Annotated in this window: 23 protein-coding genes; 17 read left to right on the plus strand and 6 right to left on the minus strand. The window is 65.7% G+C overall.

What is annotated here, in order from left to right:
• Window positions 1-319 precede the first annotated feature (319 nt).
• Genes ACSVIK_RS08455 through ACSVIK_RS08470 form a run of 4 tightly spaced genes read left to right on the plus strand, consistent with a single transcriptional unit; the run spans window position 320 to window position 5,446 of the window.
• Window positions 320-802 (plus strand): formate dehydrogenase subunit gamma, encoded by a 483-nt coding sequence (locus ACSVIK_RS08455; protein WP_442443901.1) that lies wholly within the window; start codon window positions 320-322, stop codon window positions 800-802.
• The gene (locus ACSVIK_RS08460) at window positions 796-2,355 is read left to right on the plus strand and encodes a formate dehydrogenase beta subunit (RefSeq protein WP_442443902.1); all 1,560 of its coding nucleotides are present in this window, start codon (window positions 796-798) and stop codon (window positions 2,353-2,355) included. Before ACSVIK_RS08455 ends, ACSVIK_RS08460 begins: the two co-directional genes overlap by 7 nt.
• On the plus strand, window positions 2,352-5,228 hold the full coding sequence (fdhF, locus tag ACSVIK_RS08465; protein ID WP_442443903.1) for a formate dehydrogenase subunit alpha: 2,877 nt from the start codon (window positions 2,352-2,354) through the stop codon (window positions 5,226-5,228). The genes ACSVIK_RS08460 and fdhF overlap by 4 nt, the downstream gene beginning before the upstream one ends.
• Window positions 5,225-5,446: a formate dehydrogenase subunit delta gene (locus ACSVIK_RS08470; RefSeq protein ID WP_268180859.1), complete on the plus strand. Its 222-nt coding sequence runs from the start codon at window positions 5,225-5,227 to the stop codon at window positions 5,444-5,446. The genes fdhF and ACSVIK_RS08470 overlap by 4 nt, the downstream gene beginning before the upstream one ends.
• Window positions 5,447-5,480: 34 nt before the next feature.
• Here ACSVIK_RS08470 and ACSVIK_RS08475 read toward each other — a convergent pair whose 3' ends face one another.
• Window positions 5,481-6,431, minus strand: coding sequence for a GlxA family transcriptional regulator (locus ACSVIK_RS08475; RefSeq protein ID WP_442443904.1), 951 nt, complete (start codon window positions 6,429-6,431; stop codon window positions 5,481-5,483).
• Window positions 6,432-6,920: 489 nt separating this feature from the next.
• Here ACSVIK_RS08475 and choX point away from each other — a divergent pair, with 489 nt between their 5' ends.
• From choX to ACSVIK_RS08495, 4 genes are all read left to right on the plus strand, one after another.
• The gene (choX, locus tag ACSVIK_RS08480) at window positions 6,921-7,853 is read left to right on the plus strand and encodes a choline ABC transporter substrate-binding protein (protein WP_442443905.1); all 933 of its coding nucleotides are present in this window, start codon (window positions 6,921-6,923) and stop codon (window positions 7,851-7,853) included.
• Between the two features lie 96 nt (window positions 7,854-7,949).
• Window positions 7,950-8,834 carry a 3-keto-5-aminohexanoate cleavage protein gene (locus tag ACSVIK_RS08485; RefSeq protein WP_442443906.1) on the plus strand — a complete coding sequence of 295 codons (885 nt, stop codon included), beginning with the start codon at window positions 7,950-7,952 and terminating at the stop codon, window positions 8,832-8,834.
• Window positions 8,835-8,978: 144 nt separating this feature from the next.
• Window positions 8,979-9,944, plus strand: a complete 966-nt coding sequence (locus ACSVIK_RS08490; protein WP_442443907.1) for an L-carnitine dehydrogenase — start codon at window positions 8,979-8,981, stop codon at window positions 9,942-9,944.
• Between the two features lie 145 nt (window positions 9,945-10,089).
• Complete coding sequence (locus tag ACSVIK_RS08495; protein WP_442443908.1) at window positions 10,090-10,566, plus strand: thioesterase family protein; 477 nt, start codon at window positions 10,090-10,092, stop codon at window positions 10,564-10,566.
• 3 nt (window positions 10,567-10,569) lie between these two features.
• Here the strand turns inward: ACSVIK_RS08495 and ACSVIK_RS08500 are convergent, their stop codons facing one another.
• Window positions 10,570-10,965, minus strand: coding sequence for a YkgJ family cysteine cluster protein (locus tag ACSVIK_RS08500; protein ID WP_442443909.1), 396 nt, complete (start codon window positions 10,963-10,965; stop codon window positions 10,570-10,572).
• A gap of 225 nt (window positions 10,966-11,190) precedes the next feature.
• On the opposite strand from ACSVIK_RS08500, the gene ACSVIK_RS08505 reads away from it, so the two are divergent.
• The 7 genes from ACSVIK_RS08505 (at window position 11,191) to ACSVIK_RS08535 (ending at window position 20,578) form a co-directional block, all read left to right on the plus strand.
• On the plus strand, window positions 11,191-14,793 hold the full coding sequence (locus tag ACSVIK_RS08505) for a DUF2339 domain-containing protein (RefSeq protein ID WP_442443910.1): 3,603 nt from the start codon (window positions 11,191-11,193) through the stop codon (window positions 14,791-14,793).
• Entirely contained in the window at window positions 14,790-16,142 is a 1,353-nt protein-coding gene (locus ACSVIK_RS08510; RefSeq protein ID WP_442443911.1) for a DUF3999 domain-containing protein, read from the plus strand. Before ACSVIK_RS08505 ends, ACSVIK_RS08510 begins: the two co-directional genes overlap by 4 nt.
• 217 nt (window positions 16,143-16,359) lie before the next feature.
• Entirely contained in the window at window positions 16,360-18,060 is a 1,701-nt protein-coding gene (locus tag ACSVIK_RS08515) for a histidine kinase N-terminal 7TM domain-containing diguanylate cyclase (RefSeq protein WP_442443912.1), read from the plus strand.
• 34 nt (window positions 18,061-18,094) lie between these two features.
• On the plus strand, window positions 18,095-19,102 hold the full coding sequence (locus ACSVIK_RS08520; RefSeq protein WP_442443913.1) for a class 1 fructose-bisphosphatase: 1,008 nt from the start codon (window positions 18,095-18,097) through the stop codon (window positions 19,100-19,102).
• Window positions 19,102-19,704, plus strand: coding sequence for a DUF924 family protein (locus tag ACSVIK_RS08525; RefSeq protein WP_442443914.1), 603 nt, complete (start codon window positions 19,102-19,104; stop codon window positions 19,702-19,704). The genes ACSVIK_RS08520 and ACSVIK_RS08525 overlap by 1 nt, the downstream gene beginning before the upstream one ends.
• A gap of 68 nt (window positions 19,705-19,772) precedes the next feature.
• The gene (gene bamE / locus ACSVIK_RS08530) at window positions 19,773-20,024 is read left to right on the plus strand and encodes an outer membrane protein assembly factor BamE domain-containing protein (protein WP_277373619.1); all 252 of its coding nucleotides are present in this window, start codon (window positions 19,773-19,775) and stop codon (window positions 20,022-20,024) included.
• Between the two features lie 11 nt (window positions 20,025-20,035).
• Window positions 20,036-20,578 (plus strand): lipocalin family protein, encoded by a 543-nt coding sequence (locus tag ACSVIK_RS08535; RefSeq protein ID WP_442443915.1) that lies wholly within the window; start codon window positions 20,036-20,038, stop codon window positions 20,576-20,578.
• A gap of 60 nt (window positions 20,579-20,638) precedes the next feature.
• Here ACSVIK_RS08535 and ACSVIK_RS08540 read toward each other — a convergent pair whose 3' ends face one another.
• Window positions 20,639-21,076 (minus strand): hypothetical protein, encoded by a 438-nt coding sequence (locus tag ACSVIK_RS08540; RefSeq protein ID WP_442443916.1) that lies wholly within the window; start codon window positions 21,074-21,076, stop codon window positions 20,639-20,641.
• A 77-nt stretch (window positions 21,077-21,153) separates the two neighbouring features.
• Between ACSVIK_RS08540 and pip the strand changes: the two genes are divergently transcribed.
• Together pip and dtd are read left to right on the plus strand one after the other, a co-directional pair.
• The gene (pip, locus tag ACSVIK_RS08545; RefSeq protein ID WP_442443917.1) at window positions 21,154-22,125 is read left to right on the plus strand and encodes a prolyl aminopeptidase; all 972 of its coding nucleotides are present in this window, start codon (window positions 21,154-21,156) and stop codon (window positions 22,123-22,125) included.
• Entirely contained in the window at window positions 22,122-22,559 is a 438-nt protein-coding gene (dtd, locus tag ACSVIK_RS08550; RefSeq protein ID WP_442443918.1) for a D-aminoacyl-tRNA deacylase, read from the plus strand. The genes pip and dtd overlap by 4 nt, the downstream gene beginning before the upstream one ends.
• A 114-nt stretch (window positions 22,560-22,673) precedes the next feature.
• Here dtd and ACSVIK_RS08555 read toward each other — a convergent pair whose 3' ends face one another.
• From ACSVIK_RS08555 to tatB, 3 genes are read right to left on the minus strand one after another with little or no spacing between them, the layout of a single operon-like run.
• On the minus strand, window positions 22,674-23,384 hold the full coding sequence (locus ACSVIK_RS08555) for a 16S rRNA (uracil(1498)-N(3))-methyltransferase (protein ID WP_442443919.1): 711 nt from the start codon (window positions 23,382-23,384) through the stop codon (window positions 22,674-22,676).
• Complete coding sequence (tatC, locus tag ACSVIK_RS08560; RefSeq protein ID WP_442443920.1) at window positions 23,381-24,175, minus strand: twin-arginine translocase subunit TatC; 795 nt, start codon at window positions 24,173-24,175, stop codon at window positions 23,381-23,383. The genes ACSVIK_RS08555 and tatC overlap by 4 nt, the downstream gene beginning before the upstream one ends.
• On the minus strand, window positions 24,172-24,510 hold the full coding sequence (gene tatB, locus ACSVIK_RS08565; RefSeq protein ID WP_442443921.1) for a Sec-independent protein translocase protein TatB: 339 nt from the start codon (window positions 24,508-24,510) through the stop codon (window positions 24,172-24,174). Before tatB ends, tatC begins: the two co-directional genes overlap by 4 nt.
• Window positions 24,511-24,512 lie beyond the last annotated feature (2 nt).

Here is a 24,512-nt window from a genome sequence, read left to right on the forward strand (position 1 = left end):
CTCAGGGTACGCAGGCTGCCTGTCATTTGGGCGAAGTGGGGCGCCCGGGCGGTGAGTCGAAGCGCGAGGGTCTATAAAGGATGAAGGGGGCGCTGTTCGTCTGCGGCGTCGGTTTCAGTATGCATGGCGTCGCAGGAGTGCAATTTTTCTGGCGCGGGAATGGCAAGCTCCGCTAATGCCCAGGCACGTGCGCGCAGACGCCCGGCTTTGGCCTTTCTAGTTGGTGATCGCGCTGCTGCCGTGGCAAGCCGGATCGCCACAGCCGAAACCTCCAGGCTGCGATGACGCCACGCATGGCCTGTGACCGAGGAACGCTGTAATGCCTGATGAGACGCTTCACCTGCCTTTGATTCGAGGCGTGCTGGACGAACACAAGGACACCCCCGGTGCCCTGCTGCCCGTCCTGCATGCCATCCAGGAAGGCATCGGCCATGTGCCCGATGTCGCCATCGCCGAAATCGCCCATGCCCTGAACCTGACCCAGGCCGAAGTGCGTGGGGTGATCAGCTTCTACCATGACTTCCGCACCAGTGAGCCGGCCAAGCATATCCTGCGCCTGTGCCTGGCCGAGTCGTGCCAGAGCCGCGGTGCCAAGCAACTGGCCGCACAGGTGCGCGAGCACCTCGGGCTGGATGACCACGGCACCAGCGAGGACGGCCAGATCAGCCTGCGCCCGGTCTATTGCCTGGGCGCCTGCGCCTGCTCGCCGGCCCTGGAGCTCGACGGCCAACTACACGCCCGGGTAACCCCCGAGCGCCTGCAGCAACTGGTCGAGGGCTGCCTGGAGAAAACGCCATGCTGAAGCTCTATGTACCTTGCGACTCCATCGCCCGCGCCGTGGGTGCCGACCAACTGGCCGACGCCCTGCGTGACGAGGCCGAACGTCGGCAACTGGCAGTCGAGATCCAACGCACCAGCTCGCGCGGCATGTACTGGCTGGAGCCTCTGCTGGAAGTCGACAGCGGCGAAGGCCGTCTCGGTTTCGGCCCGCTGAGCGCCGACCAGGCCGGTAGTCTGCTAGATGCCCTGACCAATGGCGGTAATCAACACCCGAGCGCCGTGGGCCTGGTGGAGGAACTACCCTTCATCAAGAGCCAGCAGCGCCTGATCTTCGCCCGCGCCGGCATCACCCGCCCCACCGCGCTGGACGATTACCGCGCCACGGGCGGCTTCGAGGGGCTGACCCGCGCCATCGGCATGGACGGTGACAGCATCGTCGCCGAAGTGCTCGAATCCGGCCTGCGTGGCCGTGGCGGCGCTGCCTTCCCGGCCGGCATCAAATGGCGCACCGTGCGCGGCGCCCAGGCCGCGCAGAAATACGTGGTGTGCAACGCCGACGAAGGCGACTCTGGCACCTTCGCCGACCGCATGCTGATGGAAGGCGACCCCTTCGTGCTGATCGAGGGCATGGCGATTGCCGGCCTGGCGGTCGAAGCCACCATGGGTTACGTCTACGTGCGTTCCGAATACCCGCAAGCCGTGCAGGCGCTGCGTGAGGCCATCGAAGTCGCCCGCGCGGCCGGTCTGCTCGGTGCCAATGTGGCCGGCAGCGGTCGCGCCTTCGACATGGAAGTGCGTGTCGGCGCTGGCGCCTATATCTGCGGTGAGGAAACCTCGCTGCTGGAATCGCTGGAAGGCAAGCGTGGCACCGTGCGCGCCAAGCCGCCGCTGCCGGCTCTGCAAGGCCTGTTCGGCCTGCCGACCCTGGTGCACAACGTGCTCACCCTGGCCTCGATCCCGGTGATCCTGGCACGTGGCGCGGCGTTCTACCGTGATTTCGGCATGGGCCGTTCGTTGGGCACCATGCCCTTCCAATTGGCCGGCAACATCCGCCAGGGTGGCCTGGTCGAGCGCGCTTTCGGCCTGACCCTGCGCGAGCTGGTGGAAGGCTATGGCGGTGGTACCGCCAGTGGCCGGCCGATCAAGGCGGCGCAGATCGGTGGCCCGCTGGGCGCCTGGGTGCCGCCTTCGCAGTTCGACACCCCGCTGGACTACGAAGCCTTCGCCGCCATGGGCGCGATGCTCGGTCACGGTGGTGTGGTACTGGCCGATGACAGCCTGGATATGGCGCAGATGGCGCGTTTCGCCCTGGAGTTCTGCGCCGAGGAATCTTGCGGCAAATGCACCCCCTGCCGCATCGGCTCGACCCGTGGCGTCGAGGTGGTCGACCGCCTGCTGGCGGCGCCCGACGATGCCGCGCGCGACGAGCAGGTGATCATCCTCAAGGATCTCTGCGATACCCTGACGCACGGCTCGCTGTGCGCACTCGGCGGCATGACCGCCTTCCCTGTCAGCAGTGCGCTCAAGCACTTCCCTGGCGACTTCGGGCTCAAGACCTCGGAGGCAGAACAATGATCAGCTATTTCGACCCCGCCACTGACACCGACTTCGGCACCCCCGCTCGCGAGAGCGAGGTGCAGGTCAGCCTGAGCATCGACGGGCGTAGCATCAGCGTGCCGGCCGGCACCTCGGTGATGCGCGCTGCCGCCATGCTCGGCACCACCATCCCCAAACTCTGCGCCACCGACAGCCTGGAAGCCTTCGGCTCCTGCCGCATGTGCCTGGTGGAGATCGACGGCATGCGCGGCTACCCGGCCTCCTGCACCACGCCGGTCAGTGAAGGCATGGTGGTACGCACCCAGACCTCCAAACTGGCCACCCTGCGCCGCAACGTGATGGAGCTGTACATCTCCGACCACCCGCTGGACTGCCTGACCTGCTCGGCCAACGGCAACTGCGAACTGCAGACAGTCGCCGGTCAGGTTGGCCTGCGTGAGGTGCGTTACGGCTACGACGGCGCCAACCACCTGAGCGAAGCCAAGGACGTTTCCAACCCCTACTTCGACTACGACCCGAGCAAGTGCATCGTCTGCAACCGCTGCGTGCGCGCCTGCGAGGAAACCCAGGGCACCTTCGCCCTGACCATCGAGGGCCGTGGCTTCGAGTCGCGCGTGGCGGCTGCCGGCGGCGACGACTTCCTCAGCTCCGAGTGCGTGTCCTGCGGCGCCTGCGTGCAGGCCTGCCCGACGGCGACGCTGATGGAAAAGAGCGTGGTCGAGAAGGGCCAGCCCGAGCGCAGCGTGATCACCACCTGCGCCTACTGTGGCGTCGGCTGCTCGTTCCGCGCCGAGATGAAGGGCAACGAACTGGTGCGCATGGTGCCGGACAAGAACGGCCAGGCCAACCATGGCCACTCCTGCGTCAAGGGCCGCTTCGCCTGGGGCTACGCCACCCACCCGGATCGCATCACCAAGCCGATGATCCGCAAGAGCATCAACGACCCCTGGCAGGAAGTCAGCTGGGACGAGGCGGTGACCTACGCCGCCAGCGAGTTCCGCCGCATCCAGCTCAAGTACGGGCGCGATTCCATTGGTGGCATCACCTCCAGCCGTTGCACCAACGAAGAGGTGTACCTGGTGCAGAAGCTGGTACGTGCCGGCTTCGGCAACAACAACGTCGACACCTGCGCGCGCGTCTGCCACTCGCCGACCGGCTACGGCCTCAAGCAGACTCTGGGTGAGTCTGCCGGTACCCAGAGCTTCGACTCGGTGATGCTGGCCGACGTGATTCTGGTGATGGGCGCCAACCCCACCGACGCGCACCCGGTATTCGGCTCGCAGCTCAAACGTCGCCTGCGCCAGGGCGCACGGTTGATCGTCATCGACCCACGGCGCATCGATCTGGTGGACTCGCCGCACGCTCGTGCCGACTACCACCTGGCACTGCGCCCGGGCACCAACGTGGCCATGCTCAACGCCCTGGCCCACGTCATCGTCACCGAGGGCCTGGTCAACCAGCCGTTCGTCGACGAGCGCTGCGAGGCGGCCGATTTCGCCCGCTGGAGCACCTTCGTCAGCCAGCCGGAGAACTCGCCGGAAGTGCTCGGGCCGATCTGCGGCGTCGACCCGCAACTGATCCGCGAGGCAGCACGCCTCTACGCCACTGGCGGCAACGCGGCCATCTACTACGGCCTGGGTGTCACCGAACACAGCCAGGGCAGCACCACGGTCATGGGCATCGCCAACCTGGCCATGGCCACCGGCAACATTGGCCGCGAAGGCGTGGGCGTCAACCCGCTACGCGGGCAGAACAACGTGCAGGGTTCCTGCGACATGGGCTCCTTCCCGCACGAGTTGCCGGGCTATCGTCACGTGTCCAACAACGAGGTGCGTGCCCAGTTCGAGCAGGCCTGGGGCGTGACCCTGCAGCCCGATCCGGGCCTGCGCATCCCCAACATGTTCGAGGCGGCGCTCGGCGGCACCTTCAAGGCGCTGTACTGCCAGGGTGAGGACATCGCCCAGAGCGACCCCAACACCCAGCACGTCACGGCCGCGCTGTCGGCGATGGAATGCGTGGTGGTGCAGGACATCTTCCTCAACGAAACCGCCAAGTTCGCCCACGTGTTCTTGCCGGGTAGCTCCTTCCTCGAGAAGGACGGCACCTTCACCAACGCCGAACGGCGCATCTCGCGCGTGCGCAAGGTGATGGAGCCACTGGCGGGCAAGTCCGACTGGGAAGCCACCATCGCCCTGGCCGAAGCGCTGGGCTACAAGATGGATTACCAGCACCCGTCGCAGATCATGGACGAGATCGCCAGCCTGACGCCCACCTTCACCCGCGTCAGCTACGACAAGCTGGATCGCCACGGCAGCCTGCAGTGGCCGTGCAACGACGAGGCGCCGGACGGCACGCCGACCATGCACATCGAAGAGTTCGTGCGTGGCAAGGGGCGCTTCATGCTCACCGGCTACGTGCCGACCGAGGAGAAGGTCAACAGCCGCTTCCCGCTGCTGCTCACCACCGGCCGCATCCTCAGCCAGTACAACGTCGGCGCGCAGACACGGCGTACCGATAACGTCGCCTGGCACGAGGAGGATCGCCTGGAGATCCACCCGAGCGACGCCGAAAGCCGCGGCATCGCCGACGGCGACTGGGTCGGCGTGGGCAGCCGCTCCGGGCAGACCGTGCTGCGCGCCAAGGTCAGCGAGCGGGTGGCGCCGGGGGTGGTGTACACCACCTTCCACTTCCCCGAGTCCGGTGCCAACGTGATCACCACCGACAACTCCGACTGGGCGACCAATTGCCCCGAATACAAGGTCACGGCGGTGGAAGTGACGCGCGTGTACCAGCCGTCGGAATGGCAGAAACGCTACCAGGCCTTCAGCGACGAGCAGCAGCGTCTGCTCAGCGAGCGCCGTAAACGAGAGAAAGCCGAGGTGCGTCGATGAGTGCGGAAAACCTGGTCAAGATGGCCAATCAGATCGCCCAGTTCTTCGCCACCGAGCCGGACCAGGAACAGGCGGTCAAGGGCGTTCAGCAGCACATTCAGAGCTTCTGGACGCCAGCCATGCGCATCGAGCTGATGGCCTGGCAACTGGAGCGCCGGGGGGAGAACCTGCACCCTCTGGTGCAGTCGGCGCTTACCGAGATGGGCCGCTCGGCCTGATACCAGTGCGTGCCCGGTTCCGGGCACGCTTCTTTCAGCCGTGGGGCAGGCGTTCGTGCCTGTCCTCGCTCGGCGTCACGTCGAAATGCGCCTTGTAGCAGCGCGAGAAATAACTCGACGACTCGAAGCCGCAGGCCAGGCTCACCTCCAGCACGCTCAGATCGCTCTGCCGTAGTAACTGGCGCGCCTTGTCCAGGCGCAGGCCGAGGTAGAAGGCCGATGGTGTGGTGTGCAGATGATGACGGAACAGCCGCTCCAGTTGGCGCAGGCTGATGCCGACCTTGTTGGCCAGGGCCTCACTGGACAGCGGTTGCTCGCACTCGCGCTCCATCTCACCGATCACCCGTACCAGCTTCTTGTTGTGCAGGTCGTAGCGGCTGGCCACCTGCATGCGCTGGTGATCCAGGCGCGTGCGGATGCGGCCGACCACGAACTGTTCCGACACCTGCACCGCCAGTGATTCGCCGTGCGCCTGGCCGATCAGCCCCAGCATCAGATCCAGGCTGCTGGTACCACCGGCGCTGGTGATGCGCTTGCCGTCGATCTCGAACAGCTCCTGGGTGACCAGTAGCGCCGGGTAGCGCTCGCGAAAGGCCTCGATGGCCTCCCAGTGCAGGGTAAGGCGCTGGTGCTGGAACAGCCCGGCCTCGGCCAGGACGAAGCTGCCGGTATCGATACCGCCGAGCACGGCCAGCTCGGCCTCGCGCCGCTGCAGCCAGTGCGCCAGGTGGTGGTCGTAGTGCGCCAGCGGCTCGAAACCGGCCACCACGAACAGCGCATAGGTGTCATCCGGTAGTTGCAGCCTGTCGTCGACATTGAGCGACATGCTATTGCTGGCCTGCACGGCGTTGCCGTCCTGGCTGAGCAGGCGCCAGCGATACAGCTCGCCGCGAAAACGATTGGCCACACGCAACGGCTCGATGGCCGACATCAGGCCCATCATCGAGAAGCCGGGCAGCAACAGGAAGCAGAAGGTCTGGGGCATAGAGGTCAGGACAGATTGCAGGATGGCGGGTATCCCGGATGCAATCCGGGAGCGGGATTCGCGGATTGCATCCGGGCTACGCATGCCGAGACATGGCTTTCATCTAAGCAGAAAGTCGGTATAGGTCAACGAATGGTCGAAAAAGTGCGAATCAGGCGCCGAAGCCAAGCGTAAGGTGTTTTCATCGCGGGAGGAAAATCCCCGAGCACGGTGGGGGCCGAGAACCCATCCACGATCTGCTGCGCGTCGGCGCTACTGCGTTAAAAACAAGTTCGGAAAGCCGCTTGCGGCTAACGCACCTATGGTGCGGCCCCGTAGGGGCGAGTGGAGCGAGTCATGCTCATTTACCATTCGTAAAGTCGAGCGCGACTCCGACCGTTCCTCACTTGTTTTTGCCTTGTATCGCTCTAGCTCGCGAGATCGTGAACAGGTTCTAAGGCCTCTAGAAAAACGAAATAAAACCGCTGTGACACGATGAGGAGCACCCAGATGAAAGGTCTTTCCGCGCTGGTCGCGTGCTGCACCCTGAGCCTGTTCAGTACCTCCCTGCTGGCCGATGACGCCAGTTGCAAGACCGTCCGTATCGGCGCCGTCGGCTGGACCGACGTGGTCGCCACCACCGCCGTCGCCAGCGAGCTGCTGCATGGCCTTGGCTATGAAACCAAGCAGACCCAGGCCTCGCAGCAGATCATTTTCGCCGGCATCCAGAAGGGGCAGCTCGACGCCTTCCTCGGCTACTGGAAGCCGATCATGGACGACAACATCAAGCCTTTCCTCGATGACGGCGCCGTGAAGGTCGCCGCCGAACCGTCGCTGAGCGATGCCGTGGCAGTGCTTGCGGTGCCCAGTTACACCGCGGACAAGGGCCTCAAGACCCTGGCCGATATCGCCAAATTCAAGGACGAGCTGGGCGGCAAGATCTACGGCATCGAGGCCGGCTCCGGGGCCAATACGGCGATCCAGAAGATGATCGACAGCAACCAGTTCGGCCTGGGCGGCTTCAAACTGGTCGAGTCCAGCGAGGCGGGCATGCTCGCTGCCGTCGGTCGCGCCGTGCGCAACCACAAGCCGGTGGTGTTCTTCGGTTGGAAACCGCACCCGATGAACCTGTCCATACAGATTACCTATTTGACCGGCACCGAAGACGTGTTCGGCCCCAATGATGGCGCGGCCACCGTGTCCACCGTTACCGCGCCGGACTACGCCCAGCGCTGCCCGAATGCCAACCGCCTGCTGACCGGCCTGCGCTTCACCAGCGAGCAGGAGGCTGCGCTGATGCAGCCGATCATGGAACGCAAGGCTCCGGAGCAGGTGGCCCGCGACTGGATCAAGGCCAACCCGCAGGTGGTCGATACCTGGCTGCAAGGCGTCACCACTTTCGACGGCAAACCGGCCAACGCGGCGCTGGTGGCCGGCAACTGACCCTTGGCGCCGGCTCATGGTCGGCGCCCCTTCCCTGACTCTCAACGCTTGCGGCCCTGCCGTAGGCCTCCACATGCCCTGAACAGGACAGCCAAGATGAATTACGAGGTTATCGTCACCTGCGCGGTGACCGGCGCCGGCGACACCGTCGGCAAGCACCCGGCGATCCCGGTCACCCCCAAGGAGATCGCGGCCGCCGTCATCGAGGCGGCCAAGGCCGGCGCCACCGTCGCCCACTGCCACGTGCGTGACCCGCACACCGGCAAGCCGAGCCGTGACGTGGCGTTGTACCGCGAGGTGGTCGAGCGCATCCGCGAGAGCGACACCGACGTGATCATCAACCTCACCGCCGGCATGGGCGGCGATCTGGAGATCGGCCGCGGCGAGCAGCCGCTGGAGTTCGGCTCTGGCACCGACCTGGTGGGGCCGATCACCCGTCTGGCTCATGTCGAGGAGCTGCTGCCGGAAATCTGCACGCTGGACTGCGGCACCCTGAATTTCGGCGACGGCGACTTCATCTACGTCTCCACCCCGGCGCAACTGCGCGCCGGCGCCAAGCGCATCAACGAGCTGGGGGTGAAGGCCGAGCTGGAAATCTTCGACACCGGCCACCTGTGGTTCGCCAAGCAGATGATCAAGGAAGGGCTGCTGGACGACCCGCTGATTCAGTTGTGCCTGGGCATTCCCTGGGGCGCGCCGGCCGACACCACCAGCATGAAGGCCATGGCCGACAACCTGCCGCCGGGTATCACCTGGGCCGGCTTCGGCATCGGTCGCATGCAGATGCCCATGGTCGCCCAGGCCATGTTGCTCGGTGGTCACGTACGCGTGGGGTTGGAGGACAACATCTGGCTGGATCGTGGCGTACACGCCAGCAATGGCCAGTTGGTCGAGCGCGCCATCGAGATCATCGAACGCCTCGGCGGCCGCGCCCTGACCCCGGCCGAGGGGCGGGAAAAGATGAAGCTCAAGCGTCGCTAGCGATTTTCTCCCCCTCTCCCATTCATGGGAGAGGGGCCGGGGGAGAGGGCCTTTGAGCATCCCCCGTAGCCCGGATGCAATCCGGGGATTGGCAGGTGAAATTTCCCCGGATTGCATCCGGGCTACATCAGCAAGGAACCCGAGATGACCTTCGTCACCCATATCAAGACCTTTGCCGCCCTTGGCACCGGCGTGATCGGCGCTGGCTGGATAGCCCGCGCCCTGGCCCATGGCCTCGACGTGATCGCCTGGGATCCGGCTCCCGGCGCCGAGGCTGCGCTGCGCACGCGCCTGGCCAATGCCTGGCCCGCGCTGGAGAAGCAGGGCCTGGCACCCGGCGCCTCGCTGGAGCGCCTGCGCTTCGTCAGCAGCATCGAAGATTGCGTGCGTGACGCCGATTTCATCCAGGAAAGCGCGCCCGAACGCCTCGACCTCAAATGCGAGCTGCACGCCAGGATCAGCGCTGCCGCCCGTCCCGAGGTGTTGATCGGCTCCAGCACCTCGGGCCTGTTGCCCAGCGAGTTTTATGCCGACGCCGCCCACCCCGAGCGCTGCGTGGTTGGCCATCCCTTCAACCCGGTGTATCTGCTGCCGCTGGTGGAGGTGGTGGGCGGTGCCAAGACCGCGCCCGAGGCGCTGCAGGCGGCCATGCAGGTGTATGAAACGCTGGGTATGCGCCCCTTGCACGTGCGCAAGGAAGTGCCGGGTTTCATCGCCGACCGTCTGCTCGAAGCGCTATGGCGTGAGGCACTGCACCTGGTCAACGATGGCGTGGCGACCACCGGCGAGATCGACGACGCGATCCGTTTCGGCGCCGGCCTGCGCTGGTCGTTCATGGGCAGCTTTCTCACCTACACCCTGGCCGGCGGCCCGGCCGGCATGCGCCACTTCATGGCCCAGTTCGGCCCGGCGCTGAAGCTGCCCTGGACTTACCTGGAGGCGCCGGAACTGACCGAGGGACTGATCGACGCGGTGGTCGAAGGCACGGCCGAGCAGCAGGGCGAGCGCAGCCTGGATGCCCTGGAACGCTACCGCGACGATTGCCTGCTGGCGGTGCTGGAGGCGATTCGCCAGACCAAGGCCAAGCATGGCTTCGAGTTCGCCGAGTAGCCGAGCCATTCTTTGCCGAGTAACCGAGTCATTCTCGGTGCGCATAGCGCACCCTACGCGGAGATATCCAACGACTCCGAACCGCCCCCCTCTCCCGCTTGCGGGAGAGGGGCTGGGGGAGAGGGGCATTTCAGGAGTCGCCTGTATGCCAGCCAAGCCGCTGACCAGCTACCAAACCACCATCCCCTCCGACTGGGTCGACTACAACGGCCATCTGCGCGATGCCTTCTATCTGCTGATCTTCAGCCATGCCACCGATGCGCTGATGGACCTGCTGGGCCTGGACGAGGCCGGTCGCGACCGCACAGGGCACACGCTGTACACCCTGGAATGCCACCTCAACTTCCTGGCGGAAGTGAAGGAGGGCGAACAAGTCGAGGTGCGCAGCCAGTTGCTGGCGCATGACGCCAAGCGCCTGCATATTCACCATGCACTGTATCGGCCCGGCGAAGCGGCCAGCCTGGCGGAAAGCGAGCAGATGCTCATGAACATCGATAGCGCCGCTGGTCGTGGCGCGCCGTTCGATGAGCAAGTGGCGGGCAGCGTGGCACGGTTGGCTGCGGAGCATCAGGCGTTGGCGCAACCCGCCTGCGTGGGGCGGGTCATCGGCTTGCGGCGCTGAGTCTCACTTGGGCTTGTATGCGCAATATCCCGGCCGTGGGCCTACCTTGGGATGATGACGGCAGGTGTCCGGGCGCTTCTCGTAGACGCTGCACAGGCGCGTCTTGCGGTCGAGGAACAGGCAGTCGTTGTTGGACATGCGCGTCAGGGTGAAGATGCCCGACTTCTGGTTGAAGCGCTCGACCACACCCTCCTTCTGCAGGCGCTTGGCGATGTTCTTCGGCGGCTCGCTGCGCTCGAACTCGTCTACCAGTTCCAGGCGGATCAGGTCGTTCAGGCGTACTTCCACCGGCAGGGTGCAGCAACTGGACATGCAGCTATGGCACATGTCGGCCGTGTATTTGGCCCAGGTTTCCAGGCGGTCGATTTCTGCAGCGGCTATCAGGCGGGGCTTGAGCATGGTGGGCTTGGGGCGGTCTATGCCGCGTCGATCACGGGGCGGCGATGATAGCGGGCGCGTGGCGTTTGTGAAGCACCGGCTGGCGGTTGGCCACTTTGCGTTGTGCCTGTGAACGGCTTGGCAGTCGTCTCTCTGTGTGTTGGTCGATGCGACTCCTATACTGGGTGCCCGTCTCGGCCTGCTGGAACGCGAGGCGACTTCTTTCTCAGGGTTGGGACATAACGCATGCAATGGATCTTCATGCTGGTCGGTTTGGTGCTCGGGGCGGGCGCTGGTGAATCGGTCACGGGCGCGCTGCTCGGAGCCTTGCTCGGCCTCGTGCTGGGCCAGGCGCTACGTCTGCAAGGGTTGGAGGCGCGTAACGCGCAACTGGCCGCGCAGCTCAAGGACTTCGCCGAACGCTTCGAGCGCGGCACCCAGGCCATTCACGAACGTTTGCTCAAGGTGGAGCAGGGCGAGCGCCGCGAGCCCGAGCCGGTTCCTGCGCCTGCCGAGCCCGCCGTCGATCTGCCGGCCGAACCTCAGTCCGAGCCCATCGTTGCCGAAGAGCCTGTGCCGGAACTGGACTGGACACTCGAGCCCTTGCCGGAAATAGAACCGCCGCGGCCTGCCGATGAGGCGGAACCGCTGGCTGCCCAGGTTGCACATCAGCCCCAGCCCGCTCCACAACAGAGCCCCTGGCGCGAGCCAGTGCCACGTGAGCCGAATCTGCTCGAGCGCGGTATCGCGGCGGCCAAGGCCTGGTTGCTGGGTGGCAATACCGTGCTGCGGGTCGGCGTGGTGCTGCTGTTTCTCGGCCTGGCCTTCCTCCTGCGTTACGCCACCGAAGGGGTCGAAGTGCCGGTGGAGCTGCGCTATATGGGCGTTGCCGCCAGTGCCCTGGCGCTATTGGGGCTGGGCTGGTGGCTGCGTCGGCGCAATCGGGGGTACGCCCTGGTGCTGCAGGGTACCGGCATTGCCGTGCTGTACCTGACGGTATTCGCCGCCATGCGTCTGCACCCGCTGCTCGATCCGGGCATGGCCCTCGGCCTGCTGGTGGCGGTGACGGCGTTCTCGGCCATCCTCGCCGTGCAGCAGAATGCGCTGAGCCTGGCGGCTGCGGCGGCGATCGGCGGCTTTGCCGCGCCGATTCTCACCTCTACCGGCAGTGGCAACCATGTCGCGCTGTTCTCCTACTTCGCCCTGCTCAACGCCGGCATCTTCGCCATCGCCTGGTTCAAGGCCTGGCGCCTGCTCAACCTGATCGGCTTCGTCGGTACCTTCGGTATCGGTTTCGCCTGGGGCCTGCGTTCCTACACGCCGGAGCTGCTGTGGAGCACCGAGCCGTTCCTGCTGCTGTTCTTCCTGATGTACGTGGCCATCGGCCTGCTGTTCGCCCGCCGCACCCTGCGCGACGCGGCGGGCGCGCCCGAGACGCGTGACGAGCTGCTGCGCTGGTCGCTACGGCGTGGCGATTACGTCGATGCCACCACGCTGTTCGGCCCACCGCTGGTGGGCTTCGGCCTGCAGGTGGCGTTGGTACGGCATATCGAGTTCGCTGCGGCATTCAGCGCCCTCGGCCTGGGGCTGTTCTATCTGCTGCTGGCGCGGGTGCTCAAGGCACGTGCAGGTGAACGCGCGCTGCTGCTGGTGGAAACCTGCCTGGCACTCGGCGTGGTGTTCGCCAGCCTGGCCATCCCGCTCGGCCTCGATGCGCGCTGGACCAGTGCGGCCTGGGCCGTGGAAGGCGCCGGCATCTTCTGGCTGGGCCTGCGTCAAGGGCGGCCGCTGGCACGTGCGTTCGCCCTGTTGCTACAGGTGGGCGCGGCGTTGGCCTTCGTCACTGGCCTGGATTTCGGCTACGACAGCCTGCTCGATGGCTCGCCGCTGGGCGCGCTGATGCTCGGTGCGGCGTTGCTGTTCAGCTATTGGCAACTGCGCCAGGCGCCAGGGCTCGCCAGTGCCAGGGAAAACCGCTTGTTGCCCTGGCTGGGGCTGGCCGGCTTGGCCTTTCTCTATCTGATTGCTCCGCTGCTGTTCGAGGCACCCGGTACCGCGATTGCCTGGGCGCTGGCCGGGCTGGCGACCTTGTTCGTTGGCCTGCGCCTCGCCGCGCCAAGCTTCGTCTACAGCGCTTTCGCCATTCAGTTGCTCGGTGGTTTGTTGTTCCTCGGCCAGATGGCCCTGGATTCGCTGTTCGGCCGTGGTGGTTTCAGTGCCGGCTGGTTCGGCCTGCTGGCGGCGTCTATGGTTGGCCTGGGATTGATCGCCGGCATGTTGCTGGCGGCGCGTGATCCGCTGATTCGCCAGAATCGCCGCCTGCTCGGCGCCTTGTCGATGGTGATGCTGGTGGGCCTGGTGTTCATCAATCTGGCGGTGCTGTTCGTGCTGCCCTGGGTCGCCGCAGCGGCGGTGTGGGGCGGCACGGGGCTGCTGATTCTCTGGCTGGCGCTTTACCTGCAGCAGCGCGCGGCGTTCCTGTTCAGCCTGGTGCTGCAGGTATTCGCCGGCCTGGCCTTCCTCGCCGCCGGGCCGCTATTGCTCGCGGGCATCAGTGGCGAGGGCCTGTCGCCGCTGGCGCATACCGGCTTCTGGACGCCCGCCGTGCTTGGCCTGGCCGCGCAGATTGGCGCCTGGCGTCTGCATAGCTTGGTGCACAATGGCCAGGAAACGGGCATCGCCAGTGTGAGCCTGCAGCGCCTGGGCCAACTGTTGCTGGGCTGGGGCGCAGCCTGGTGGGCCCTGGCGTTGGCCAGTGAAGTGCTGCGCTTCATGGCGCCGGAGCTGCAGGGCAGTGCATTGCTGGTGCTGGCCGCATTGTCGGCGCTGGTCTGGATGCGGCTGGCCCTGCGTACCCGCTGGCGCGAACTGGCGACCCTGTGCAGCCTGCTGGCGCCCGTGGCGGGATTGATCCTGGCCTTCGCCTGGCACCCCTACTACCACCCACTGGCGAATTTCGCCTGGCTGGGCTGGGCTGCCGTGCTGGTCGTGCACCTGTTGATATTGAAGCGGCTCACCGAACTGCTGCCGAGCACCGCGGCCAGTGTCGCCCATGTGCTTGGCTGCTGGTTGCTGATTGGCGTGCTGGCGCTGGAGTTGCGCTATCTGCTGCTGAGCCTGGCCGAACACTACAACGCCTGGCGCTGGTTGGGCTGGGCATTGTTGCCGACCGCCTATTTGTGGGTGATGGCCCAGGCCCGCCGGCTACCTTGGCCGGTGCTCAGCTTCGAGCGTGAGTACCGGCTGTGGGCGGCGGCGCCGCTGGCGGCGCTGATGCTCGCCTGGTTCTGGCTGGCCAATGCCAACAGCGCCGGCGACAGCGATCCGCTGCCTTACCTGCCCCTGTTCAACCCACTGGAGCTGGGCCTGTTGCTGTGCCTCGGTGCGCTGCTGGTCTGGAGCCGCTTTGCCCTGCCGCGTTTTGGCGTTCAGCCGAGTCGCACGCTGCAGGTGGTGCAGGTCGTGGCCGGGGCGTCGCTGTTCGCCCTGCTGACGGTGATGGTGATGCGCGCCGTCCACCATTGGGGCGGCGTACCCTGGCAGAGTGCTGCGCTGTTCGAGTCGATGCTGGTGCAGGCTGGTTTGTCCATCGTTTGGACGCTGATCGCCCTGGCGCTGATGCTCTTCGGCCACCTGCGTGCACGCCGTGAGCTGTGGCTGGTGGGCGCTGCATTGATCGCCCTGGTGGTGGCCAAGCTGTTCTTCATCGAGCTGGGCAATCGCGGTGGCCTGGAACGCATCGTGTCGTTCATCGGCGTTGGCGTACTGCTGCTGGTGGTGGGCTATTTCGCGCCGCTGCCGCCACGTGGTCAGGAGGCCACCACCGCGAACGAGGAGTCGTTATCGTGAAAATCAGCACCGCGCTGTTGACCCTGCTGCTGGCCATGGCCGGCGCAGCGCAGGCCGAAGAGCAGGCGCAGGACTTCCGTCAGCATCTGCCGTTGAGTCTGCAGGGCGAGGGGCCCTGGTATCGGTTGGCGTTGCCCGCCAGCGTCTATTTTGCCGCCCGCCATGGCGACCTGCGCGATGTGCGCGTGTTCGATGGCCTGGGGCAGGCGCAGGCCTACGCCTTGCTGCCCGGACAGGCGCAGACGCAGGAGCAGTTCCAGGAACATGGCGTGCGCTGGTTCCCCCTGTATGCCGAGGATGAGCCCGGCGCCGCGCCGCGGTTACGGGTGCAGCGCAGCAGCGACGGTACATTGATCGAGCTGAGCGATCAGACACCGACAGCGGCCGAGCGGCAACTGCGTGGCTGGCTGCTCGATGCCAGCAGCATCAAGATCCCCTTGGTACGCTTGAGTTTGAGCTGGAGTGGCGCCGAAGAAGGTTTTCAGCGCTTCAGCATCGAGGCCAGCGACGACCTGCAACACTGGCGCAGTTGGGGGGAAGGGCAGGTGGCACGGCTGAGCTTTGCCGGCGAGCGCATCGACCAGCGCCAGGTCGAGCTGCCGGGCCAGCGCGCCCGCTATCTGCGCCTGCTCTGGCAGAGCCCGCGGCAGGCGCCCACGCTGGACGTGGTGACCCTGCGCAGCCGCCAGCAGGCCAACCAGGCTGCGCCATTGTCGTGGTCAGCGGTGCTGCCGGCACGGGCCCTGGGCAAGAACCAGTACCAGTGGCAATTGCCCCAGGCCATGCCATTGGAGCGCTTGCGTATGACCCTGGATGCCCCCAATACCCTGGCGCCAGTGCGTTTCGAGGGGCGGGCCAACGAGCAGGCGGGCTGGCAGCCCCTGGCCACGGGACTGTTCTATCGCTTGAGCGATGGTGCCCGCGAGCTACGCCAGGACGAGATGGCCCTGCCGGGCTGGCCGGTCAGCCAGTTGCGCCTGCAGGTGGATGCCCGTGGAGGTGGGCTGGGCCAGCAGCCACCACGGTTGCAGGTTGCCCTGCGCGCCAGCGAGTTGGTGTTCCTGGCCCGTGGCGAGCCGCCGTTTACCCTGGCTGTGGGTAACGCCGGGGCCAGCTCGGCTGCCCTGCCGCTGACCATGCTGATTCCGGATTACCGACCCGAGCGCCTGGCGATGCTGGGCACGGCCGAGGCCGATGACAGCCAAGCAGCCGTGTCGGAGGCGGCCAGCCAGGCCGATGGCCACGCGGGCGACCTGCGCCGCTGGGGGCTCTGGGGCCTGCTCTTGGCAGGGGTCGCTCTGCTGGCTGGCATGGCCTTCAGTCTGCTCAGGCGTGCGCCCGACAGCTGAGCCGGCTATGGCAAACAGCACCTGCCTGGCCGGCGCTTTTGCAGTATCTTAGGCGGCGTTCGCGATCATGCTTGCAGGTCGTCGCTACCGGCGTTGATCTGCAAAACCGTTCCGGGCGTTGCGCCCTTCATCCTTCGGTCTGGAAAGCCAGCTTGTCCACGTTGATTCGCACCCTCGCTCGCATCGCTGGCCGCTGCCATTTCGCAGAGGTGCGCTGATGTACGCCTGCATGACCTCGGGCTGGTCGCCTTCGCCCCCCGTTCTGGTCACCTCGCTGGTGTGCTTCGGCGTCATCCTGCTGGCGCACTGGATGAGTCGGCAGCGTGACTTTCCGGGGCGCGACAGCTTCATCCTGCTGCATTTGTCGAGCCTCTGGTGGATGGCCAGCGCATCGCTGGAACTGAGCGTGATGGCCGCCGATTGCAAGATGTTCTGGGCCTCTGTCGCCTGGTTGGGGATTATTTTCACGCCCACCTTCTGGGCGGTGTTCCTCTGGCAGTACGTCAATAGCGTGCGTCGGCCGATGCCGCGCCTGGGCATGCTGGCGCTGAGCCTGATGCCGCTGCTGGTGTGGGGCGCGGCGTTGAGCAACCCCTGGCATGGCCTGTTCTACCTCGATAGCAGTGCCCCCATCGGCGATACGCCAGGCGCGCCGGTGCGCTACGTGCATGGCCCGCTGTTCTATGCCACAGCGGCCTACGTCTACCTGCTGATGGCCTTCTGCATGGGGGTGGTGGTGCGTGCGGCGCTGCTCAGCAAGGGGCTGCATCGCCGTCATTATCTGGGCTTCGTGCTGGTCACGGCCGCGCCCTGGGTCGCCAACGTGGCCTACGTGGGCTTCGGTTGGACCCTCTTCGGTGTCGATCCCACTCCCTTCTGCTTCGCCTTCACCCTGCTGGCCTTCGCCTGGTTGATTCTCGGCGTGCGTCTGTTCGACCTGCTGCCGGTGGCGCGCCATCTGCTGCTGGAGGCGCTGATCGACCCGGTACTGGTGATCGACCCACGCGGGCGGGTGATCGAGGCCAACCCGGCTGCGCTGAAACTGGCTGGCCTGACACAGGGTTGGCAGGGCCGCGCTCTGGCCGACTGGCCGGTGTTCGGCTGTGACCTGCATCACCTGCTGCAAGCGCAGGGCGGCGAGGCCAGCGAGCAGATGCTGACCCTGACCAGCGCCGCGCGCTATTACGAAGTGCGCGTGCGCGGCATCGAACGCATCACCCGTCATGGCCCGGTGCTGCTGGGGCGCATGCTCTACGTGCGCGACGTGACCCAGCGCCATCTGGCCAAGCTCAAGCTGGCCGAGGCGCTGGCGCTGAGCGAGGAACGTCTGCGCACCATCTCGCTGCTGCACGAACAATTGCGCGAGCAGGCACTGTGCGACCCCCTGACCGGCCTCTACAACCGCCGCTACCTGGACGAGTTCTTCGACCGTGAACACGCCCGGGTGCAGCGCGAGAAGCTTCCTTTGGCGCTGGCGCTGATCGATCTCGATCATTTCAAGCGGCTGAACGACGAATGCGGTCACCTGGTCGGTGATGACGTACTCAAGGCGGTCGCCCAGCATCTGCTGGAGAACCTGCGCAGTACCGACGCGGTCTTTCGTATTGGCGGCGAGGAGTTCCTGCTGATCATGCCCGGCGTCGACCCCGGCGAGGCTCGCTCGCGTCTGCAGCAGCTCTGCGCGCAGCTAGCCAGCCGAGCACTGCCAACCCGAGGGGGCGATCAGCGTGTCACCCTGTCTGCCGGCCTGGCACATTGGCCATTGCAAGGGCAGCGTCTGGACGAGCTGTTGCAGGTGGCCGATGCCGCCATGTACGAAGCCAAGCGCAGCGGGCGCAACCGGGTCTGCTGCCAGTTGCCGGGCGGCGAATCCCACCATCCATCCCAGCAGGCAGCATTGCCCGGCGACTCGGGTTAAACTGCGCGGGTTTTTTCCCTTTCCGGAGCCATCCATGTCCCGTGTCACCCTCAGCCGCTACCTGATCGAGCAGACTCGCAGCCACAACACCCCGGCCGACCTGCGTTTCCTTATCGAAGTCGTGGCGCGGGCCTGCAAGGCGATCAGCCACCAGGTTTCCAAGGGTGCCCTTGGCGGTGTACTGGGCAGCCTGGACAGCGAGAACGTGCAGGGCGAGGTGCAGAAGAAGCTCGACGTGATCTCCAACGAGATCCTCCTCGAAGCCAACGAGTGGGGCGGCCACCTGGCCGGCATGGCCTCCGAGGAAATGGACAACGCCTACCAGATTCCCGGCAAGTATCCGAAAGGTGCCTACCTGCTGGTGTTCGACCCGCTGGACGGCTCCAGCAACATCGATGTCAACGTCTCGGTGGGTACCATCTTCTCCGTGCTGCGCTGCCCCGAGCGCAATGGCGACACCGGCGATCTGGGCGAAGAAGCCTTCCTGCAGCCGGGCACCGAGCAGGTTTGTGCCGGTTATGCCATCTACGGCCCGCAGACCATGCTCATGCTGACCCTGGGCAATGGCGTCAAGGGCTTCACCCTGGATCGCGAGTTGGGCAGCTTCGTGCTCACCCACGACAACATCAAGGTGCCGGAATCCACCAAGGAATTCGCCATCAACATGTCCAACCAGCGCCACTGGGAGGCGCCTGTGCAGCGTTACGTCTCCGAACTGCTGGCCGGCGAAACCGGCCCGCTGGGGCGCAACTACAACATGCGCTGGATCGCCTCGATGGTGGCTGACGTGCACCGTATCCTCACCCGTGGCGGCATCTTCATGTACCCGTGGGATGCTCGTGAGCCGGACAAACCGGGCAAGCTGCGCCTGATGTACGAGGCCAACCCGATGTCGATGATCATCGAACAGGCCGGCGGTGCCGCCACCGATGGCAGCCAGCGCATCCTCGATATTCAGCCCACTTCCCTGCATCAGCGGGTGCCGGTTTTCCTCGGCTCCAAGGAAGAAGTGCTGCGCATCACCGCCTACCATCGCAGCTGATGAACGCTTGGCAGCCGCTGCTCGACTGGTGGTTCGGTGCCGCTGATGCCCCGGCCAGCGAGGTGGCGGCAGCGCGCCGAGGCCTGTGGTTCGGCAAGCGCGACAGCCAGGATCGCGAGGCCAGCGAGCGCTTTGGCGCCTGGGTCGAGCAGGCACTGGCCGCTGAGCTGCACGGCTGGGACGAGAATCCGCAGGGCTGGCTGGCGCAGTTGATCCTGCTCGACCAGCTCCCGCGCATGATCTTTCGCGACACGCCGCGGGCCTTTGCCGGCGACGCCCTGGCTCGTCCCTTGCTGGAGGCCGGGCTGGCGCGAGGCTGGGATGGCGAGCTGACACCGATCCAGCGGGTGTTCGCCTATCTGGTGTTCGAGCATGCCGAAGACCTGCATCTGCAGCAGCGCGCGGTGGCGCTGTTTCGCGCGCTGCTGGAGCAGGCCGAGGGAGCGGAGCGGGCCACCTTCGCGGATTTTCTCGATTATGCCGAACGCCATCTGCGCGTGATCGAGCGCTTTGCCCGCTTCCCCCATCGCAACGCCATCCTCGGTCGCGCTTCCACGGACGCGGAACTGGCCTTCCTGCGGGAACCCGGTTCGAGTTTCTAACTCCAAGCGGGCAAGTCGCCGCAGGCTATGCCAAGCTTGCTGGCATCTTCCCATCAGGAGTTTCACCCATGTCCAAGCGTGCTTTCGTCTTGCTCACCTGCTGTCTGCTCGCTGCCTGCAACAAGGTCAACCAGGAAAACTACGCCAAGCTCGAGGCCGGCATGAGCAAGGCCGAGGTGGAGCACCTGCTCGGCGCACCGGAAGAATGCGCAGGCGCACTGGGGATGACCAGTTGCACCTGGGGCGACGACAAGGCCTATATCAGCGTCCAGTACGCCGGAGACAAGGTGATGATGTTCTCCGGCAAGGGGCTCAAGTAACAGGAGATCTCATGCGTTCCATCCTCATTGCCGGCGCCATGCTGGCCCTCGTCGGCTGCGCCAATTCCGGCACCGGCCCGGCGGCCGTCGAGCCACCCGAAACCGTGCAGGTCGACCTGCAGCGCTACCAGGGCACCTGGTACGAGCTGGCGCGACTGCCGATGTTCTTCCAGCGTAATTGCGTGCAGTCCGAGGCCCACTACGACCTGCGCGAGGATGGCCGCATCGATGTCACCAACCGCTGCCGCGACGCGGACGGCGAGTGGATCGAGGCCAAGGGCACGGCCGAGCCGCAGGTTCCGGGCCGTACCGACAAGCTCTGGGTGCGTTTCGACAACTGGGTCAGCAAGATTCTGCCGATCAAGGGTGACTACTGGGTGCTGTACCACGACGATGACTACCGCGTGGCGCTGGTCGGCCATCCTGAGCGCAAGTACCTGTGGTTGCTGTCACGCACCCCCGAAGTGGATCAGGCGACTCGCGACAAACTGCTCAGCGTGGCCCGCGAGCAGGGCTACGACACGTCCGAGCTGATCTGGCGCAAGGCTGATTGAGAGCTGGGTAGCCCGGATGCAATCCGGGAACGATCCGCGGATTGCATCCGGGCTAGGTGGTCACTCCCAATTCAGGCGCGCGAGCTTCCATTCGCCGTCATCGAGCCACCACTCCAGCTTCACCGAGTAGTGCCGCGCGCTGTCGGGGATCAAGCCTTCGGCTCCGGTCAGGCCGACCTGCGCTTCGGTGTAACCCTTGCTGCTGATGGCCGGGTCGATCCAGCTATTCTTGCCCAGGGCGATCACCTTGACGTTCTTGTGGCGCAGGAAGAGCAAGGTCATGGTGCGTTTGGCCCAGTCGCGATCGAGTTCCTGCTGGGCCTTGAAGTCCGGGTGCAATTGCTCCAGCACCGCCCCGTTGCGCTTGGCCTCGAGGTTGTCCTGGAGCTGTTGAACGGCTGCTTCCAGGGCGGCCTGTGGATCCTCCTTGGCGCCGCAGGCGGCAAGCAGAAATGTGCAGAAAAGCAGCAGAGGGGCGAGTAGAAGTCTGGCTGACATGCTGAACGTCCTTTTCATGGTTATGATGCCTGGCATAGCGGAACACGGTAGTCGCGTCCATCAGCCAGGAGCCCACCATGCAGACTTTGTATCCGGAGATCAAACCCTATGCCCGCCATGAACTGGCGGTCGAGCCCCCCCACGTGCTCTATGTCGACGAGAGCGGCTCGGCGGACGGGTTACCGGTGCTGTTCATCCATGGCGGCCCAGGTGCCGGATGCGATGCGGCCAGCCGACGTTATTTCGACCCCAATCTCTACCGCATCGTTACCTTCGACCAGCGTGGTTGTGGTCGCTCCACGCCGCACGCGAGCTTGGAGAACAACACCACGCAAGCGTTGATCGCCGATATCGAGCGCATCCGCGAGCACCTGGGCGTCGACAAATTCGTGCTGTTCGGCGGCTCCTGGGGCTCGACCCTGGCGCTGGCTTATGCCCAGGCGCATCCCCAGCGCGTGCTTGGCTTGATCCTGCGCGGCATCTTTCTGTGCCGGCCGCAGGAGTTTCACTGGTTCTACCAGGAGGGCGCCAGCCGCCTGTTTCCCGATTACTGGGAGGACTACGTGGCGCCCATTCCGGTCGAGGAGCGCGGCGACCTGATGCAGGCCTTCTACAAGCGCCTGACCGGCGCCGACCAGATCGCCCAGATGCACGCAGCCAAGGCCTGGTCGACCTGGGAAGGCCGCACCGCGACCCTGCGCCCCAACCCGCAGGTGGTCGACCGCTTCAGCGAGGCGCACCGGGCGCTGTCCATCGCTCGCATCGAATGTCACTACTTCGTCAACGATGCCTTCCTCGAGCCCGACCAGCTTCTGCGTGACATGGCGCAGATCGCCCATCTGCCAGGCATCATCGTGCATGGCCGTTACGACGTGATCTGCCCGCTGGACAATGCCTGGGCACTGCACCAGGCCTGGCCCAACAGCGAGCTGCAGATCATCCGCGATGCCGGTCACTCGGCGGCCGAGCCGGGTATCACCGATGCCCTGGTGCGGGCTGCCGAGCAAATGGCTCAGCGCCTGCTCGACCTGCCGCCGGTGGACGCATGAAGCTGCTGATCCAGCGCGTCAGTGCTGCCAGGGTCGAAGTCGAAGAGGAGGTGGTGGGCAGCATCGACCAGGGCCTGCTGGCGCTGGTCGGCATCGAGCCGCAGGACGATCAGGCCAGCCTGACGCGCGCCCTGCACAAGCTGCTCAACTACCGGGTGTTCAGTGACGAAGCGGGCAAGATGAATCGTTCGCTCAAGGATGTCGGCGGCGGCCTGCTGCTGGTCTCGCAGTTCACCCTGGCCGCCGATACCAAAAGCGGCATGCGCCCCAGCTTCTCTAGCGCGGCGCCACCGGTGCAGGGGGCGGCGCTGTTCGATGCGCTGGTCGAGTTGGCGCGCGCTCAGCACCCGCAGGTCGCGACCGGGCGCTTTGGCGCCAATATGCAGGTGCATCTGGTCAACGATGGGCCGGTGACCTTCCTGCTGGAGGTTTGATTTCTCCGGGCGTGCCTGGCGGACTGTTCGCTGGCGCTACGAGCGGCCGGCGTTCCGGACCGCCCTATAGCGCAGACCCAAGAGCTTCGCGAGCAGAGCTCGCGCCTATGGGGTTTAGAACAACCTGGCCAGCAGCACCGGCACTGCAGTCTCCACGCGCAGAATGCGCTCACCGAGCTGCACTGGTTGCAGGCCTGCGGCTTCGCGCAGCAGCTCGACCTCGTAGGGAATCCAGCCGCCTTCCGGGCCGACGGCCAATGTCACGGGCTCCTGTACGGCGCGCGGGCAGGCCGGGTAGTCGCCAGGGTGGCCGACCAGGCCGAGGGTGCCGGCTGCCAGTGCCGGCAGGCGATCCTCGACGAAGGGCTTGAAGCGTTTCTCGATGCTCACCTCGGGCAGCACGGTGTCGCGCGCCTGCTCCAGGCCGAGGATCAACTGTTCGCGAATCTCCTCGGGCTGCAGGAAAGGCGTCTGCCAGAAGCTCTTTTCCACCCGGTAGCTGTTGACCAATACCAGGCGCGGCACGCCCATGCTGGCGATGGTCTGCAGGGTGCGCTTGAGCATCTTCGGCCGGGGCAGGGCGAGAACCAGGGTCAGCGGCAGCTTGGCGGGGGGCGCCTGGTTCAGTTCGACCGCGATTTCTGCGCTGTCGGCATCCAGGCTGAGCAAGTGCCCTTCGCCCATCGCCCCGCCAAGGCGGCCGACCCGCAGGCGGTCGCCGGCCTCGGCGCGGTGCACTTCATGCAGGTGCTTGAGACGCCGGCCACTGAGACGCACCCGATCGACGCCGACGAAGTCGGCATCTTCCAGCAGCAGCAGGTTCACGACAGCGGTGCGGGTGGCTGGTCTTCGGGCTTGGCTTCTTCCTCGGCCTCTTGCTCATCGCGCTTGCGTTTGACCAGCGCGCCAGCCAGCAGGCCGCTCTCGAACAGCAACCACATGGGCACGGCCAGCAGCGTCTGCGAGAACACGTCCGGCGGTGTCAGCACCATGCCGACGATGAAGCAGCCGACGATCACGTAGGGGCGGCTCTTGCGCAGGGTGGCCACGTCGACCAGGCCGATCCAGATCACCAGGAAGGTGGCGATGGGAATCTCGAAGGCCACGCCGAAGGCGAAGAACAGGGTGAGGACGAAATCCAGGTACTGACCGATGTCGGTCATCATCGCCACCCCTTCCGGGGTCACGCTGGCGAAGAAGCCGAACATGATGGGGAACACCACGAAATAGGCGAAGGCCATGCCGGCGTAGAACAGAAAGATGCTGGAGATCAGCAACGGTACGGCGATGCGTTTCTCGTGGGTGTACAGCCCCGGCGCGATGAAGCCCCAGGCCTGGTGCAGGATCACCGGCATGCTCAGGAACAGCGCGCACATCAGCGTCAGCTTGAAGGGCGTGAGGAAGGGTGAGGCGACGCCCGTGGCGATCATGGTCGCCCCGGCTGGCAGGTAGGCGCGCAGCGGCGCTGCCACCAGGGCGTAGATATCCTGGGAGAAGTAGAACAGGCCGGCGAAGATCAGCAGGATGATCACCACGCAACGCAACAGGCGCGTGCGCAGTTCGGTCAGGTGGGAGACCAGGGGCATTTCCTGGTCAGCGTCCGTATGTCGGCTCATGGCTGGGGCGTCTTGTCCTGGGGCGGCTGAGGCGTTTCGGCAGGGGGCTGTGCGGCAGGCTGATCAGGCTTGTCGACCAGCGAGCCGGTCAACCCCTGTTTCATTGCCTGCATCTCCCGCTCCAGTTCGAGAATCCGCTCGTTGTGCAACTGACGGCGAATCTCGTCGGCGCCGATCTCCCGCTCCACTTCGGCCTTGATCGAGTGGAAGCTGCGCTTGATTCGCCCCACCCACAGGCCGGCCGTGCGCACGGCCCCTGGTAAGCGCTCGGGGCCCAGTACCACCAGAGCAACCAGGCCGACCAGCAGCAGTTCGGTGAAACCGATGTCGAACATGG

Source organism: Pseudomonas sp. NCHU5216 (genome assembly GCF_052156495.1).
Classification (GTDB): domain Bacteria; phylum Pseudomonadota; class Gammaproteobacteria; order Pseudomonadales; family Pseudomonadaceae; genus Aquipseudomonas.